Here is a 15451-nt window from a genome sequence, read left to right as displayed (position 1 = left end):
GTGCTTGAACCGCGGCGCTCGCTTCGAGCGGTCTGTCGCACCAACTGGCGCGCAAATCGAATGATTCGCCAAGTTCGGCTTGCATCGAACGGTGCTGCGATGCAGCAAATGCGAATCATGGACAGAGCCGTTTCCTTGCCTTTTCTGCATAGTCCGACGCGATTCCTCGCACATTACGTCGCTGCCCGCCCGGGTATCTTCGTGACGCTGGGGCTCTTGGTGGCAGCCGCGTCGATCAGCTCGATCGGCGTGCAATATGCCATGAAGCTCCTGATTGACGCCATGACCGGCGGCGTCCGCGCAAGAAGCACTGTTTATGCGGCACTTGGCGGATTTCTCAGTCTCGTCATCCTCGAAAGCCTGCTGCAACGCGCCGCAGCACTGACCCTCGGGCAAGCAACCGTCAGTTCCGGCGTCGGGATCCGGCTCGACATGGTCAACTATCTGACCGGGCACCAGATGCCGTTCTTCCAGAACCAGCGCGCGGGCTCGCTCGGGCATCGCATCTCGGGGCTTGCCGGCATTTTCGGGGCGATCGTCCATCGCCTGCTCCGCGAAGTGACACCGCCGTTGATCACCTTTGCAGGCGCGATGCTGATCTTCGTCACGATCGATGCCGCGATGGCGGCGATCCTCGGCGCGGTGTTCCTCGCCGTCACCGCGGCGCTTATCCTGCTCGGCCTGCGTGGTCACGTCCACCATACCGCCTTCGCGCAGCACGCCGGCACCGCTGGCGGCGAACTGATCGACCTGATCGGCAACATCTGGGTCGTGAAGGCATTCGCAGCTCGTGACCGGGAACTCACGCGATTGGAAGGCTTTCTCGACGAAGAGGCCAGTGCCCAACGCCGCGGGTGGTTCTTCGTCGAACAGATGCGCGGGCTGCATGATCTCGCGCTTGCCGTGCTGGTCGGCGGCACGCTGATCTGGGCGATCGGGCGCTGGTCGACCGGCGCGATCTCGACCGGTGACGTCGTCATCATCAGCACGATGACGTTCCGCATTCTCCACGGATCGCGCGACCTCGCCATGGCGGTGATCGATACCAGTCAGCAATTCAGCTACTTACGCGAGACGCTTGACATCATCGGCGTACCGCAGACGTTGAGCGACGTTCCCCATGCGCCGCGTCTCCGCGTCGGCGAGGGTCATGTCGAAATGGCCAACGTCACCTTCGGCTACGATGCCAGCGATCCGATCATCCACGACCTGGCGCTCAACGTTCCGGCCGGACAGAAGGTCGGGATCGTTGGTGCGTCCGGCGGCGGGAAATCATCTTTGCTCCAATTGATCCAGCGCTTTCACGACCCTCAAATCGGTCACATCGCGATCGACGGCCAGCGGATCGACCAGGTAACGCAGGAGTCGTTGCGCGACGCGATCGCGGTCGTGCCGCAGGAAGTGCTGCTGTTCCACCGCTCGGTGATCGACAACATCAGGATCGCGCGACCGGACGCCAGCGATGAGGACGTTCACGCCGCCGCCGAAGCCGCCGGGTGCGACGACTTCATCCGACGATTGCCGCATGGGTACGACAGCGTGGTCGGTGAACGCGGTTCCAACCTGTCAGGCGGGCAGCGCCAGCGTATTGGGATCGCGCGCGCTTTCCTCAAGAACGCTCGCATCGTGCTGCTCGACGAGGCAACAAGCGCGCTCGATTCCGAAAGCGAGCTGGAAGTGCAGAACGGGCTCGATGCGCTGGTGCGCAACCGCACCGTCATTGCTGTCGCGCATCGGCTGTCGACCATCGTCGGGTTCGACCGCGTCATCGTGGTCGAACGCGGGCGCATCATCGAGGATGGCCCGCCGCAACAGCTTCTGCGGCAGAAGGACGGGGCATTCCGCCAGTTGTGGCTGCTGCAGGTGGAGGGGCTCGACCAGTCATCGCCGGGGCTCGATTTCGCCGCGGCCAGCGGGCGGTTCCGCGACGTGTCGATGGCACGCGGGCGTATGCTGCACCGTGCAATGCGGACCGCCTGGAGCAACATGGCAGACCGCGCCTGACGGGGTGCCCAATCTGGGAAGCAAACGCTGGTGTCTGCTGAGTGGACTTCAAGGCGCGCTTGGACCTGCGGCGATGTTCGTGTCGGGCGTTGATTTGGTTACGAGTAGGTCGTCCCGATAGACGCTGATGATCGTGTCACCCCGACCCCGAATCGCCAAGGCGGCGATATCGGGGCGGGGCGTTACCCATCACGAGGTCGAGCGTCCCCATGCCGCGACGTCGTCGCGGATGCGGGCATCGACCTGACGACGCGCTGCCATCGTCGACACGATCCGCGTCGCCGCGCCGCGGGCTTCGGCCGGCAGGTTGGCGGTTGCGAACGCATTGATCTTGGCGGGCATCGCCGGATCGTCGGACCCTGCCCCCAGCCCGGCCACGAACCCTGCACGGGTGCTCGTCTCAACCAGCGTGTTGACCAGGGCGATGTGGGCGACCGCATAGTCGAACGCCATGTCGGGATGTTCATTCGCGACCGCGCGCAACAGGCTCGCCTTCTGGGGCGCGGTGAACCGGTCGGTTTCGAGCAGCGCCAGCGCGCGCCTTGCGAGCGCATCGTCCTTCGCCGCGCCCAGCAAACGGACGTAGCTGTTCTTGGTCACGGGGTTCTTTTCCGCAACGGTCAGCGCGAGCAGCGCATTCCAGTCCGCCGACGTCGCATTGTGCGCGAACACGCTGAGGATCGGCGCGCGGATCGGCGCGGGGATCGCGTCAGGGTTCTTCTGCAACGCCGCGAACAGTTCGCGCGATTTCGCGATGACCGCAGCATCGCCATGATCGCCTAATACCGAGATCAGAGTCTCGCGCAGCGTCGCCGTCAGCGCGCCCTCGTCGCTGCCGGCGGTGAAGCCGACTCGCGTCATCACGGGTTGGAGCGTCCGGACGATCTTGGCACCGACCGCGTCACGCGCCGGCCCTTTCGCGATCCGGCCGTCTAGATCCGACATCTGGCTTGCGACCGTCTGCCATAGCAGCGGGTTCGCTTCGATACCGATCGCGCCGACATCGGCGAAGTACCGATCGAGCCGCTGATTGCCGCCCTTGGCCAGCGCGAAATCATCCCCCAGCGTCCCGAGCTGGTCGGTCAGCTTGAGCTTTGCGAAATCGCGCACGATCGCCGCGTGGGCTGGAGCGCTATACTGCACGCGGGCGTAGCTCGCCTTTTCGCGGTTCAGAACGATAGTTCCGCAGCCCTTGGCTGTCACCGACTGCACGGCTGCACCGCGCACGGTCGCGCGCACGTCCGGTTGCCCCAGCACGCCGAGCGTCATCGGCACGCGCCACGTTTGTGCCTTCTTGGCGGAATCGTCGTAGGCGAACCGTCCCTGCGTCAGACTGACCTGCGTGTTTGCGCCGACGCAGCGAGCATCCGTCATTGTCACCAGCGGAACGCCGGGCTGGAGCGTGAAATCATGCGCGATCGCCGCAACCGGCGTCTTCGCGGCGGCGGACAATTCCTCCCAAAGCTGGTCGGTCGCGGTATTACCGTACTTGTACTTGGCCATGTACCCGCGGATCCCGGCGCGGAACGTATCCGCCCCCAACGTCGACTCGAGCATCCCGATGACGGCCTGCCCCTTCATGTAGGTGATCCCGTCGAACGCCTGGCCGATCTGATCGACGGTCTCGACGTGGCGGATGATCGGATGCGTGCCGCTGGTCGAATCGACCTGCAGCGCGCCCTCGCGATCCTGCGCGACGGCGGTGGCGGCTGCATACCATTCGGGGTTAAGATCGACGCTCGACTTGTTCTCCATCCACGAGGCGAACCCCTCGTTGAGCCACAGGTCGTCCCACCAATTCATCGTGACCAGATCGCCGAACCACTGGTGCGCCATTTCATGCGAAACCACGGTGAAGATGCGCTGCTTGCCGCTCTGCGTCGCGCGCTTGGCGTCGTACAGCAATTCGGGCTCGAAGTAGAAGATCGCGCCCCAATTCTCCATTGCACCGAAGAACTGACTGGAGCCTGGCCCGGCGATCATGTCGAGCTTGGGCAGCGGATAGGGCTGGCCGAAATAGTCGTTGTAATAAGTGAGCAGTCGCTTCGCCTGTGCAAGCGAATAGTCGCCCTGGTCGACGACGCCGCGGCGCGTGATGACGCCGATCTCGGTCTTGCCCGCCATCACGGTCTTGCGCTCAACGTCCCCCATGCCGAGGAACATCAGGTAGCTCGACATCTTGGGGGTTTCGGCGAAGCGGTACAGGCTGGTGCCATCGGCCTGTTTGGTGACGCTGCTTGCGGGCATGTTGGAGAAGGCGGTTTGGCCGGCGGGGGCGACCGTGCTGATCGTGAAGCGCGCCTTGAACGCGGGCTCGTCCCATAGCGGCGCGAAGCGGCGCGCGTCGGGGGCTTCGAACTGCGTCACCAACATCCGCGCGGGGGAGCCGTCGGTGTTGCTATAGTCGATCGCGAACAGACCGGCTGCGGACGTGTTGATCGTGCCCGTCCAGGCAAACGTCAGCGCATGCTTGCCCGCGCTCACCGCCGACCCCGGCGACAGGATCAACTGCTGCTTGGCCTCGTCGATACGAAACGACACTGCCTTGCCGTCCAGCGTCGCGCGCGAAATCTTGAGATCGGCGGCGTTGAGAACGATCGTGGACGTGGGCTTGGTAACCGCGATGGCGACGGTTTCCTCGCCCGAGAAGGTCATCGCCTTGGCGTCGGGGCGGACGGTGATGTCGTATGTCAACGGAGTCACCCCCGGCGGCAATTGCCCGACGGCGAACGCCGGAGTCGCGACGGCAGACAGCAAGGCAGCGGCAAGGGACATCTTCACGCGAAAGCTCCGGGATTGCAGTATGATGTCGGTCCTTACGCGTTTCGGTTTCCGCTGCAACTATAGGCTTGCTGGACAGGCGTTTCGGTTGCGCTATGAAACGCATATGAGCATTCCTCCGCTGTTCGATCGCCTGCGGCTTCCCATCATCGGCTCGCCGCTGTTCATCATCTCGGGGCCAGAACTGGTCATCGCACAGTGCAAGGCGGGGATCGTCGGATCCTTCCCCGCCCTGAACGCGCGACCGCAGGCGTTGCTCGACGAATGGCTCCATCGCATCACCGAGGAACTTGCCGCGCATAACCGCGATCACCCGGATCGCCCGGCAGCGCCGTTTGCGGTCAACCAGATCGTTCATCGTTCGAACGAACGGCTCGAGGCGGATCTTGCCACGTGCGCCAAATGGCAGGTCCCGATCGTCATCACGTCGCTCGGCGCGCGCGAGGATCTGAATACGGCGGTTCATAGCTGGGGCGGGATCACGCTGCACGACGTGATCGACGACCGGTTTGCGCACAAGGCGATCGAGAAAGGAGCCGACGGGCTCATTGCGGTTGCCGCAGGGGCTGGCGGCCACGCCGGGCGCCTGTCGCCGTTCGCGATCATCCAGGAGATCCGCCAATGGTTCCATGGACCGCTCGCGCTGTCGGGGTCGATCGCGACCGGCGACGCGGTTCTGGCGGCGCAGGCGATGGGTGCGGACTTCGGCTATATCGGATCGCCGTTCATCGCGAGTGCCGAAGCCAATGCCGACACGGCGTACAAACAGGGGATCGTCGACGGCAAGGCGTCGGACATCATCTATTCCAACCTGTTCACCGGGGTCCACGGGAACTATTTGCGCGGGTCGATCGAGCGCGCGGGGATGGACCCGGACAATCTTCCCGAAGGCGACCTCAAGACGATGGATTTCGGAACCGGGAACGGGTCCAAGCCGAAGGCCTGGAAGGACATCTGGGGATCAGGGCAAGGGATCGGCGTGATCGATCGGGTCGAGCCGGTGGCGGCGATGGTCGATCGGTTCGAGCGTCAGTATCTCGCCGCGCGGGCACGGCTGAAAGTCTGACGCGCGACCGTCAGAAAGCGAGCGCCAACCGCCCTTGTAACGAATGCACCGGGCTGGACATTCCGACCGGTGCCGTACCCTGGGCCGCTTCAAGGCGGGCGACGCGCCTGTGCAGGTCGCAGCTTGCGTCGATCAGGCGTCGTGCCGCCGGCGGCAAGGCGCTCAATGCAACACCCTCACTTGGCGGCGCATCGCCCAGCTGTCGGGCTGGATCCAGAGCCTCGCGCAATTCCATCTCCCCCGCATCGACCGCGCGCTGAGTCAGAAGCCACGCGATCACGTGCATCAGGCGCGTCGTCACCTTAAGTGATTCGCAACTGAACGCCACGCGGGCCATCGGCTCGAGCGCGTCGCGATCGTCACGCCCGCCTGCGTCGAAATAGCTTCGAGCCTCGTCCGCCAGGATCATTGCGTCGGTATACAGCGTGTCGATCACGCGGCGGTGCATCCGCGAGTCGTGCGAAGATACGGTCATGTCGTCCGTGTCGCACAAATGCGGCGCGCGCGGTACGGTTTCCCCGAACTGATGCGACGAACCGGCATTAATCCCGTAACGAAACGGTCTAGTCCAGCGTTCAGGCGATGATATCCGGCACGAGTTGATCCTCGAGCAGCGCAATTTCGTCGCGCAGTCGCAGCTTGCGCTTCTTGAACCGCGCAAGCTGTAGCTGGTCGGTGGAAGAACCGTCCAGCAACGCCGCGATCGCAGAATCAAGGTCGCGATGTTCGACGCGTAATACTTCCAGGCGCTTTGCGATCAGGCTGTCGTCCATCGGGTCCCCATTCGATCGGGCGACCCTAGCAAATTGCCGCTGCGGGGTCCGAATAAAATGCGGCTGACCGCACAAATCGGTGAATGTATCTCGCGACCACCAAATGGCGGGGAGACAATTGCGATCGGGAGTGGTTTACTCTGTCCCCCAAGCAGCACATGAAGGAGGTACGCAGAGTATGCAGACCGCACATCATTCGGCCCTGGCAGCCAAACATGCAGTGCTCGACCGACAAATCGCCGCAGAAGCGCAGCGCCCCCTGCCCGATGCGACCGCGATTGCCGCGTTGAAAAAGCAGAAGTTGCAGATCAAACAGGAAATCGAACAGCTTCAATAGCGTGCTTGGTCCGGGCGCATTGCGCCCGGACTATTCCAGCCGGTCAGCGCAGATTACCTCGGGGCAAGATCGGCTTCACATAAACAGGCGTATGTGCGCCCTGCCCCACTGGCTTGCGCGCCAACATCGGATCGATGTGACGATCGAAGGCGATGCCAATCCGTCCCGAGGTCGACCAAGCGACCTGCCCCGGCACCCAGCCGATACCGCGGATCTCGACTTGAACCTTTACGTCGCGATCGGCACCCTCAGGATAGTCGGCCATCATGCCCCCGGCTGACAGATTGCGGACGCGGACCGGTGTGGCGTCCGCGGACCCCGCAAGTCGCAACATTGCCATCAGGAACAGACTGTCGCGCGGATCCTGCCGATTGGAGGTCGCGTCATCGGCAGGAACAGAGGAATGATCTGGCGAATATTGGTCCATCGCTGAAGGTCGTACCGATCTCGTTCGAAGCTAATGATTACGCGAAAACTATCTACGCAATAATTGGTTTAGATCGGATTAACGTCACCGGATCGGGCCATTTTCCGCCTATTCCTCGCGCGATACCTTCTCATGTCGTTCGTGACGCTCCTGCGCTTCGACCGTCATCGTCGCGATCGGGCGCGCCTCGAGCCGAGCGAGCGAGATCGGTTCGCCGGTCACTTCGCAATAGCCATATTCGCCCTCGTCGATTCGCCGCAACGCCGCTTCGATCTTCGAGATCAGTTTACGCTGACGATCGCGCGTGCGCAGTTCGATCGACCAGTCCGTCTCGCTTGACGCGCGATCGGTCAGATCGGCCTCGCGCAACGTATCGACCTGCAACTGTGACAGCGTTCCCGCCGCCTCGCGCAGGATCGCATCTTTCCAGGCCTGTAATTTTGTCCGGAAATAGGCTTGCTGTCGCGGATTCATGAACGCCTCATCGGCGCTCGGTCGGTAGCCATCGTCAGCGCTCTTCGGCACTGCGAACTGTTCGGATTCGTCCAATCGATTCAAGACCGTCGCCATCCCACTCTCTCCGCTCGGTCACCGGGTGCGTTGCGCACCTCCGGACCCCCCCGGGCCAACTCCCTAGTCAGCGCGCCTATAGCATGACGCCGCCACTCCACAAGCAGCACTGTTGCAAAGCGTTGACGGTTTCTTAGCGAAAGATTGCGAATTCGCCTGCAAATCGTATGCGATAAGACCGCCTCGCCCGTTCCACGGTGTTTATTGCGCGAACCGCCGTGTCATTGCAGGACAACCGTCACCGTCCATTCGGCGATGGTATCGACACCGTGGAATACCATTTGCAACTCAATATCCAGCGCACCACTTTCTGATGCAGCGGACTGTCGTTGACGTATGACGCACGCCTTCGCTGCGCGGCGTCTTGCTTCGCTGCAGGGGTGGCGTCATAGCCACGCGATGCACGATATCCGCCTGATCCGCGACGATCCCGCCGCGTTCGACGCCGCCCTCGCACGCCGCGGCGTAGCCCCCATTGCCGCCGAACTGGTCGCCCTGGACGAACGCCATCGCTCGCTGACCACCGAAGCGCAGGTGGCGCTGGCGCGGCGCAACGAGGCATCGAAGGCGATCGGCGCGGCGAAAGCCGCCAAGGACGAAGCGACGTCGTCCGAGTTGATGCAGGAGGTCGCCGCGTTAAAACAGCGCCTCCCGGCGATCGAGGCGGAGGCGAAATCGCTTGGGGATGCCTTGCAAGAGCGTCTTGCCATCCTGCCCAACGTACCCCTGCCCGACGTGCAAGAGGGTGCCGACGAAAACGATAACGTGATCGTTTCCGAGCATGGGACGCCCCCATTCTTTACGTTTGCACCCGTCGAACATGACGTCCTCGGACCGCCCCTCGGGCTCGATTTTGAGACCGGTGCCGCGATGTCGGGCGCGCGGTTCACACTGGTGCGCGGGGCTGCGGCGAAGCTGCACCGGGCGCTTGGGCAGTTCATGCTCGATACGCTGTCGGATCGACATGGGTATGAACAGGTCGTCCCGCCCTTGCTCGTGCGTGACGAAGCGCTGTTCGGCACCGGACAGTTGCCGAAGTTTGCCGAGGACCTGTTCCACACCACCGATGGTCGTTGGCTGATCCCGACCGCCGAGGTCAGCCTGACCAATATCGTCGCGAACAGCATCCTCAGCGAAGCCGAACTTCCGCTTCGCTTTGCGGCGCTCACCGCCTGCTTCCGGTCCGAAGCGGGCGCGGCGGGCCGCGATACGCGTGGTTTCATCCGGCAGCATCAGTTCGAGAAGGTCGAGATGGTCTCGATCGTCGCGCCGCACGCTTCTGAAGCCGAGCACGAGCGCATGACCGCCTGCGCCGAGTCGATCCTGACCGCGCTCGATCTTCCCTTCCGCCGGATGAAACTGTGCACCGGCGACATGGGGTTCACGGGCGCACGCACGTATGACCTCGAAGTGTGGCTGCCCGGCCAGGATCGCTACCGGGAGATCTCGAGCTGTTCGACCTGCACCGATTTCCAGGCGCGCCGCATGAACGCGCGCTACCGGCCCGAGGGAGAGAAAGGGACGCGCTTCGTCCATACCCTCAACGGTTCGGGACTAGCGGTCGGTCGGACGTTGGTCGCGGTGCTGGAGAATTACCAGCAGGAGAATGGCACGGTTGCCGTGCCGGACGTGCTCGTGCCCTATCTCGGCGGGATGACACTACTGGAACCGGCCCGCTGATGCGGATTCTGCTGACCAACGACGACGGCTATCACGCCCCTGGACTGAAGGTTCTGGAGGACATCGCCGCGCGTTTGTCGGATGACATTTGGGTTGTGGCGCCAGCAGACGAGCAGTCGGGCGCGGGGCATTCGCTGACGCTCACCCGCCCGATCCGCGTGCGAAAACATGGCGACAAGCGTTTTGCGGTCGCGGGAACCCCGACCGATGCGGTGATGATGGCGCTCGCTCGGATCATGCAGGATCACAAGCCCGATCTGATCCTTTCCGGAGTCAATCGCGGCGCCAACCTGGGCGAGGACGTAACCTATTCAGGGACGGTATCGGCAGCAATGGAGGGTGCACTTGCGGGTGTTCGATCGATCGCCCTCAGTCAGGTGTACAGCCGCGGCGGTGCGGGAGATGCCGTGTCGTTCGAGGCGGCGGCGGCATGGGGCGAGCGCGCGCTGCGCCCGCTGCTGGAGGCACCGCTAGAGCCCCGCAGCCTCGTCAACATCAACTTCCCGCCGCTTGGGGCGGACGCGGTCAAGGGCATCAAGATCGTCCAGCAGGGGCTACGCGATTACGGTCGGTTGCAGATCGTCACCAATCGCGATCCACGCGGGCACGAATATCACTGGTTCGCGCTTGGCCAGACGGTCCAGACGCCCGCACACGCGACCGATCTGGAAGCGATTGCCGACGGGTACGTGGCCGTCACCCCGCTCCATCTCGACATGACGCACCGTCCGTCGCTTGCCATGCTGGCGGAACGGTACGGCTAAGCTGATGCGGCAAGGACCCTTCGGCATGATGGTCTTTCCCGTTGCGATGATCGCCCTCGCACTGCCGGGCTGTATTCCACCGCAGGATCCACCCGCAGTCGGATATCCCCGTCCAGCGTCTTCGCCACACCAGGCACAACGGCAGCAGCCGGTCGAACAGGATTCGCCGCGCGAGCAGCAAGACGAAAGCTATCGCCAGGCACCCGTTCGTCACCCCCCGTCAGCGCGCAGACCATCAACCCGTACCACGCGACAGCCCCAGCCGCGCCGGTACGTGCCGCGCGACGATCAGCGACCGTATGAACCCCAAGGGGGGTATCGATCCGGGCAGCAGGGTCGTCCAAGTGCAGAAGATCGCAGCGGCACCCCTGCGATGGCAGCATGGCAAGCCCGCCCCGTCGCCCCTTCGGCGGAGCAGGTCGACCCGTCGACGTACGTTGTCCGCCCCGGCGATACCCTTAGCGTGATCGGCGATCGCACCGGGGCCGGATCGGAAGCGATCGCAAGAGCCAACGGTCTTGCCGCGCCGTTTATCGTGCGAACGGGGCAGCGGCTGAGCATTCCCGGCGGACGCTATCACCGGGTCGCCGCTGGCCAGACCGGCATCGCGATTTCACGCGCCTATGGGGTCGATTGGTCGCGGATCATTGCCGCCAACGACCTGCGTGAGCCCTATACGCTTCGCGTCGGCATGCGCGTGCTGATCCCGGGAACGTCGTCCCGCAGTACCGCCGCCGAACGCGCCGCAGCCTTCACGCTCGATATCGACGATCTCGTGACCGGCAGCGAGCCCGCGCTTGCCGCGAACCAACGCCCTGCCCGGCCCTCGACCTCGTCTGCTCGCATCTTGGCACCGACCCAGGCACTCGCACCGCCCGCCCGACTGACCAGCGGGTTCGACTGGCCAGTGCACGGCCGGATCGTGACGCGGTTCGGACCGGGCGCGAGCGGGGAACGCTACAACGGCGTCAAGATCGCGGTGCCGCGCGGAACGCCCGTACTTGCGGCGGCAGACGGAGTCGTCGCCTACGCCGGCGGCGGCATTCCGCAGCTCGGCGACGTCATCATCATCCGGCATGGCGACGGATGGGCGACCGTCTATGGCCACGCCAGCAAATTGCTCGTCCAGCGTGGGCAAGCGGTCCGCCGTGGCCAGACGATCGCAATGTCGGGCGATTCGGGCGGAGCGCCCCGCCCGGAGGTTCATTTCGAAATGCGCAAAGGCCGCACGCCGATCGACCCGCAGCGACAATTGCCCGCGATCTGATCCCTGCTCGTGGCAGGGTGACGCAACGATCGGACTTTTGTAGAGCAGCGCGCATGACCGACTTTTCCTCCGATTTGCTCCGCCTGCTGTCGACGCGCGGCTATATCCACCAACTGACGGACGCCGTTGCGCTCGACGCGTTGGCGAGCAAGCAGGTTGTGCCGGGCTATATCGGTTTCGATCCGACCGCACCGTCGCTGCACGTCGGCAGCCTGGTGCAGATCATGCTGTTGCGACGTCTCCAGCAGAGTGGGCACAAGCCGATCGTGCTGATGGGCGGCGGGACCGGCAAGATCGGTGATCCGAGCTTCAAGGACGAAGCGCGCAAACTGCTCGGTGAGGACGGGATCAAGGCAAACGTCGCCTCGATCCGCCGCATCTTCGAACGCTTCCTGAGGTTCGGCGACGGACCCACCGACGCGGTGATGCTCGACAATGCTGAGTGGCTGGACGCGCTCGAATACATCCCGTTCCTGCGCGACGTGGGGCAGCATTTCTCGGTCAACCGGATGCTGTCATTCGATTCGGTAAAGCTCCGGCTCGACCGCGAACAGTCGCTGAGCTTCCTCGAATTCAACTACATGATCCTGCAGGCGTACGATTTCCTCGAACTGTCGCGCCGCGCCGAGTGCCGGCTGCAGATGGGGGGATCGGACCAGTGGGGCAACATCGTCAACGGGATCGAACTCGCGCGCCGGATGGACTCGACCGAGGTGTACGGCATCACCACGCCGCTGATCACGACCGCGGACGGCGCCAAGATGGGCAAGACGATGGCGGGCGCGGTGTGGCTGCACGAGGATCAACTGCCGCATTTCGATTACTGGCAGTTCTGGCGCAACACCGACGACCGCGACGTCGGTCGGTTCCTCCGCCTGTTCACCGATCTGCCGCTGGACGAGATCGCGCGGCTGGAAGCGCTGCAGGGGGCCGAGATCAATGAGGCGAAGAAGATCCTCGCCGATGCCGCGACGGCGATGTGTCGCGGCGTGGACGCGGCAGCGGAAGCCGCCGAAACCGCGCGCAAGACTTTCGAGGAGGGCAGCGCGGGCGGGTCGCTGCCGACGTTTGCGGTGACCGGCGACATCGGGATCGTCGATGCGCTCATTGGCCTTGGCTTCGCCGCGTCGAAGGGGGAAGCGCGCCGCCTGATCAAGGGCGGCGGGGCCAGGATCGGCGCGGACAAGATCAGCGACGAGGCAATGATCATCACCGTCGGAGCGGACCCGGTGCGGGTTTCCGCGGGCAAGAAGAACCACGGCGTCCTCGTGCGCGCCTAGGCGCGTCCGGGAATAGCGGCGGCGGGGTATTACCCCGATCGGAGCAGCGCCACCCCGGCATCCCGTTCGAACAGGTACAAGGCGGTGCGCGCCGCCTGGCCGCGCGTGCCGTCCAGCCCCCCATCCCGATCGATCAGCAGCCGCGCGTCGTCGGTTGCGACCGGCAGCAAGGTCGCCAGCATGTCGGGCGTCGCCAGCCGGAACCCAGCCTCGCCCGATTGCCGCGTCCCGAGCAATTCGCCCGCGCCGCGCAGCCGCAGATCCTCCTCGGCAATCCGGAACCCATCGGTCGTCTCGCGCATCAGTGCGAGGCGCGCCCGCGACGTCTCGCTGAGGCTCCCGCCGCGGATCAGCAGGCAATTCGACTTGCCGCCACCGCGCCCGACTCGTCCGCGCAGCTGGTGCAACTGCGCGAGGCCGAAGCGGTCGGCGTGTTCGATCACGATCAGCGTCGCATTGGGGACGTCGACCCCCACTTCGATCACCGTGGTCGCCACCAGCACGCCGTGGCGCGCCTCGGAGAACGCCTGCATCGTGGCGTCCTTGTCGGCCGGCTTCATCCGCCCATGGACGAGCCCGACCGCATCGCCGAAGCGCCCGCGCAGCATCTCGGCACGCGCTTCCGCAGCGGCCATGTCGCTCTTCTCGCTTTCCTCGACCAGCGGGCACACCCAATAGGCCTGCCCGCCATCCGCCAGATGCCGCCCGAGTGCCTCGACGATGTCGGGCAGGCGATCCTCGGACATCACGCGGGTCTCGATCGGCTGCCGCCCGGGCGGCATCTCGTCGAGCTGGCTGACGTCCATCTCACCGTAATTTGCGAGAGTGAGCGTCCGCGGGATCGGCGTTGCGGTCATCGCGAGTAAGTGCGGGCTGCGCCCCTTCGCCTGGAGCAACATCCGCTGCGCGACGCCGAAGCGATGCTGTTCGTCGACAACAACCAGACCCAAGTCCTTGTAAGCGACGGTTTCCTGGAAGATCGCATGGGTGCCGATCAGGATATGGATCTGCCCCGCAGCCAGCCCCATCAGCACGCCCTCGCGCACGCGTCCCTTGTCGCGCCCGGTCAGCACCGCAATCTCGATCGGCAGCCCGCCGAGCAGCCTTCGCAGCGAATCGTAATGTTGCCGCGCAAGGATCTCGGTCGGCGCAAGCAACGCCGCCTGCGCACCACCTTCGACGGCTACCAGCATGGCAAGAGCAGCAACCAGCGTTTTTCCCGAGCCAACATCGCCCTGAAGCAGCCGCAACATCGGCTGCGCCTGCGCCAGATCACCCTCGATCTCGCGGATCGTCCGCGCTTGTGCGCCGGTGAGTTCGTAGGGCAACTTCAACGCATTGCGCAGCCGCCCGTCGCCCGCGAGAGCACGCCCTTTGCGCGCACGAGACGACTGGCGGACGAGCATCAGCGCAAGCTGGTTGGCGAACAGTTCGTCATAGGCGAGCCGTTCGCGCGCCTTGGCATCGGCGGGGTCCGCGTGGATTCGCGCCAAGGCCTCGCGCCATGTGGGCCATTCGTTCTTCGCGAGCAGCCCGGGCTCGATCCATTCGGCCAGATCCGGCGCGCGCTCGACCGATTGCGCGGCAAGCTGGCTCATCCGCCGCGAGGATATCCCCTCGGACAGCGGGTAGATCGCTTCGCGTTCGGCCATGTCGCCAGCTTCGTCGAGCGGCAGGACATAGTCGGGGTGGACCATCTGCAGGTCCTGCCCGTAATGCTCGAGCCGCCCAGACACGCGCCGCGTCTCGCCCAGCGGCGCAAGCTTCTTCGCCCAGCCCGGATGCCCGCCGAAATAGACGAGGCTGACGTGATTGCCCTTTGCGTCGGTCGCCTGCACGCGCGTCGGCCCGCGCCCGTTGCTCGAACGGTAGGAGACCGCGGTCAGCGTGATGACGATGATCCGCCCCGAATCGGCCATGTCGAGCTCGTCGCGTGGCAAGCGATCGACCCAGCCGGTCGGCAGGTGGAACGCCACGTCGACCACGCGCGCGAGGCCCAGGCGGTCGAGCGGCTTCGCCAGCGCGGGGCCGATGCCCTTCAATGCCGTAACTTCGGCGAACAATGGATTGAGGATGTCGGGTCGCATGTCTATCTGAAGCGCTCTTACCCCTCCCCGATCCCCGCCGCCAGCACCTGCGCGCGGGTGTCGGGCAATTGTCGTTGGGATCCGCATGGACCGAGATATCCGCCTGAAGCGCCTGCATTTCCGCAGCCATCATCGTGGCACCAAGGAAGCCGACCTGCTGATCGGCGGGTTCTTCGATTCCGCGCACGCGCGCTGGGACGATGCCGAGATCGCGCTGTTCGAGGAACTGATCGAGGAGCAGGACGTCGACATCATGGCCTGGGCGATCGGTATGGAACCCGCGCCGGACCGCTATGCCGGGTCGATCGTCGAAGCGTTGAAGCAACTCAATTACGTGCCGATCGCCAGATAAATCTCCCTCTCCCCGCTTGCGGGGAGAGGGTTGGGGAGAGGGGCAGTATCGTGCGCTGCTGCC

The 15451-nt window shown here is 64.5% G+C and carries 14 protein-coding genes; 8 read left to right on the top strand and 6 right to left on the bottom strand.

The window, feature by feature from the left end; genetic code table 11:
* The first annotated feature begins 201 nt into the window (after nt 1-201).
* On the top strand, nt 202-2004 hold the full coding sequence (locus ABIC17_RS08210) for an ABC transporter ATP-binding protein (RefSeq protein WP_354280837.1): 1803 nt from the start codon (nt 202-204) through the stop codon (nt 2002-2004).
* 189 nt (nt 2005-2193) lie between these two features.
* On the opposite strand, the gene ABIC17_RS08205 is transcribed toward ABIC17_RS08210, so the two are convergent.
* Nucleotides 2194-4779: a M1 family metallopeptidase gene (locus ABIC17_RS08205; RefSeq protein WP_354281646.1), complete on the bottom strand. Its 2586-nt coding sequence runs from the start codon at nt 4777-4779 to the stop codon at nt 2194-2196.
* 112 nt (nt 4780-4891) lie between these two features.
* Between ABIC17_RS08205 and ABIC17_RS08200 the strand changes: the two genes are divergently transcribed.
* Nucleotides 4892-5851, top strand: coding sequence for an NAD(P)H-dependent flavin oxidoreductase (locus ABIC17_RS08200; RefSeq protein WP_354280836.1), 960 nt, complete (start codon nt 4892-4894; stop codon nt 5849-5851).
* A 10-nt stretch (nt 5852-5861) separates the two neighbouring features.
* Here ABIC17_RS08200 and ABIC17_RS08195 read toward each other — a convergent pair whose 3' ends face one another.
* Complete coding sequence (locus ABIC17_RS08195; RefSeq protein ID WP_354280834.1) at nt 5862-6326, bottom strand: DUF1465 family protein; 465 nt, start codon at nt 6324-6326, stop codon at nt 5862-5864.
* 100 nt (nt 6327-6426) lie between these two features.
* Nucleotides 6427-6624, bottom strand: coding sequence for a YdcH family protein (locus ABIC17_RS08190; protein WP_354280832.1), 198 nt, complete (start codon nt 6622-6624; stop codon nt 6427-6429).
* Nucleotides 6625-6802: 178 nt separating this feature from the next.
* Between ABIC17_RS08190 and ABIC17_RS08185 the strand changes: the two genes are divergently transcribed.
* Nucleotides 6803-6961 carry a YdcH family protein gene (locus tag ABIC17_RS08185; RefSeq protein WP_354280830.1) on the top strand — a complete coding sequence of 53 codons (159 nt, stop codon included), beginning with the start codon at nt 6803-6805 and terminating at the stop codon, nt 6959-6961.
* Nucleotides 6962-7004: 43 nt separating this feature from the next.
* Here ABIC17_RS08185 and ABIC17_RS08180 read toward each other — a convergent pair whose 3' ends face one another.
* Nucleotides 7005-7388 carry a PilZ domain-containing protein gene (locus ABIC17_RS08180; protein WP_354280828.1) on the bottom strand — a complete coding sequence of 128 codons (384 nt, stop codon included), beginning with the start codon at nt 7386-7388 and terminating at the stop codon, nt 7005-7007.
* A gap of 108 nt (nt 7389-7496) precedes the next feature.
* Entirely contained in the window at nt 7497-7958 is a 462-nt protein-coding gene (dksA, locus tag ABIC17_RS08175; RefSeq protein WP_354280826.1) for an RNA polymerase-binding protein DksA, read from the bottom strand.
* A 399-nt stretch (nt 7959-8357) separates the two neighbouring features.
* On the opposite strand from dksA, the gene serS reads away from it, so the two are divergent.
* From serS to tyrS, 4 genes are all read left to right on the top strand, one after another.
* Nucleotides 8358-9638, top strand: coding sequence for a serine--tRNA ligase (serS, locus tag ABIC17_RS08170; protein WP_354280824.1), 1281 nt, complete (start codon nt 8358-8360; stop codon nt 9636-9638).
* Nucleotides 9638-10402, top strand: a complete 765-nt coding sequence (gene surE / locus ABIC17_RS08165; protein WP_354280822.1) for a 5'/3'-nucleotidase SurE — start codon at nt 9638-9640, stop codon at nt 10400-10402. The genes serS and surE overlap by 1 nt, the downstream gene beginning before the upstream one ends.
* 373 nt (nt 10403-10775) lie before the next feature.
* Nucleotides 10776-11669: a peptidoglycan DD-metalloendopeptidase family protein gene (locus ABIC17_RS08160; protein WP_354280820.1), complete on the top strand. Its 894-nt coding sequence runs from the start codon at nt 10776-10778 to the stop codon at nt 11667-11669.
* Between the two features lie 53 nt (nt 11670-11722).
* Nucleotides 11723-12949: a tyrosine--tRNA ligase gene (gene tyrS, locus ABIC17_RS08155; RefSeq protein WP_354280818.1), complete on the top strand. Its 1227-nt coding sequence runs from the start codon at nt 11723-11725 to the stop codon at nt 12947-12949.
* A 29-nt stretch (nt 12950-12978) separates the two neighbouring features.
* Here the strand turns inward: tyrS and recG are convergent, their stop codons facing one another.
* Nucleotides 12979-15036: an ATP-dependent DNA helicase RecG gene (gene recG, locus ABIC17_RS08150; RefSeq protein ID WP_354280816.1), complete on the bottom strand. Its 2058-nt coding sequence runs from the start codon at nt 15034-15036 to the stop codon at nt 12979-12981.
* An 85-nt stretch (nt 15037-15121) separates the two neighbouring features.
* Here recG and ABIC17_RS08145 point away from each other — a divergent pair, with 85 nt between their 5' ends.
* Nucleotides 15122-15388, top strand: a complete 267-nt coding sequence (locus tag ABIC17_RS08145; RefSeq protein WP_354280814.1) for an FAD assembly factor SdhE — start codon at nt 15122-15124, stop codon at nt 15386-15388.
* Nucleotides 15389-15451: the final 63 nt, after the last annotated feature.

This window comes from Sphingomonas sp. PvP056 (assembly GCF_040549155.1).
Classification (GTDB): Bacteria; Pseudomonadota; Alphaproteobacteria; order Sphingomonadales; family Sphingomonadaceae; genus Sphingomonas.
The sequence above is the reverse complement of the archived record's forward strand: the minus strand, read 5'-3'. Positions and strand labels throughout refer to the sequence as shown.

Coding starts and splice junctions, on each gene's coding strand:
- ABIC17_RS08205 (WP_354281646.1), bottom strand. CDS start 4,779: ATGTCCCTTGCCGCTGCCTTGCTGTCTGCCGTCGCGACTCCGGCGTTC.
- ABIC17_RS08200 (WP_354280836.1), top strand. CDS start 4,892: ATGAGCATTCCTCCGCTGTTCGATCGCCTGCGGCTTCCCATCATCGGC.
- ABIC17_RS08195 (WP_354280834.1), bottom strand. CDS start 6,326: ATGACCGTATCTTCGCACGACTCGCGGATGCACCGCCGCGTGATCGAC.
- ABIC17_RS08190 (WP_354280832.1), bottom strand. CDS start 6,624: ATGGACGACAGCCTGATCGCAAAGCGCCTGGAAGTATTACGCGTCGAA.
- ABIC17_RS08185 (WP_354280830.1), top strand. CDS start 6,803: ATGCAGACCGCACATCATTCGGCCCTGGCAGCCAAACATGCAGTGCTC.
- ABIC17_RS08180 (WP_354280828.1), bottom strand. CDS start 7,388: ATGGACCAATATTCGCCAGATCATTCCTCTGTTCCTGCCGATGACGCG.
- dksA (WP_354280826.1), bottom strand. CDS start 7,958: ATGGCGACGGTCTTGAATCGATTGGACGAATCCGAACAGTTCGCAGTG.
- serS (WP_354280824.1), top strand. CDS start 8,358: ATGCACGATATCCGCCTGATCCGCGACGATCCCGCCGCGTTCGACGCC.
- surE (WP_354280822.1), top strand. CDS start 9,638: ATGCGGATTCTGCTGACCAACGACGACGGCTATCACGCCCCTGGACTG.
- ABIC17_RS08160 (WP_354280820.1), top strand. CDS start 10,776: ATGGCAGCATGGCAAGCCCGCCCCGTCGCCCCTTCGGCGGAGCAGGTC.
- tyrS (WP_354280818.1), top strand. CDS start 11,723: ATGACCGACTTTTCCTCCGATTTGCTCCGCCTGCTGTCGACGCGCGGC.
- recG (WP_354280816.1), bottom strand. CDS start 15,036: ATGCGACCCGACATCCTCAATCCATTGTTCGCCGAAGTTACGGCATTG.
- ABIC17_RS08145 (WP_354280814.1), top strand. CDS start 15,122: ATGGACCGAGATATCCGCCTGAAGCGCCTGCATTTCCGCAGCCATCAT.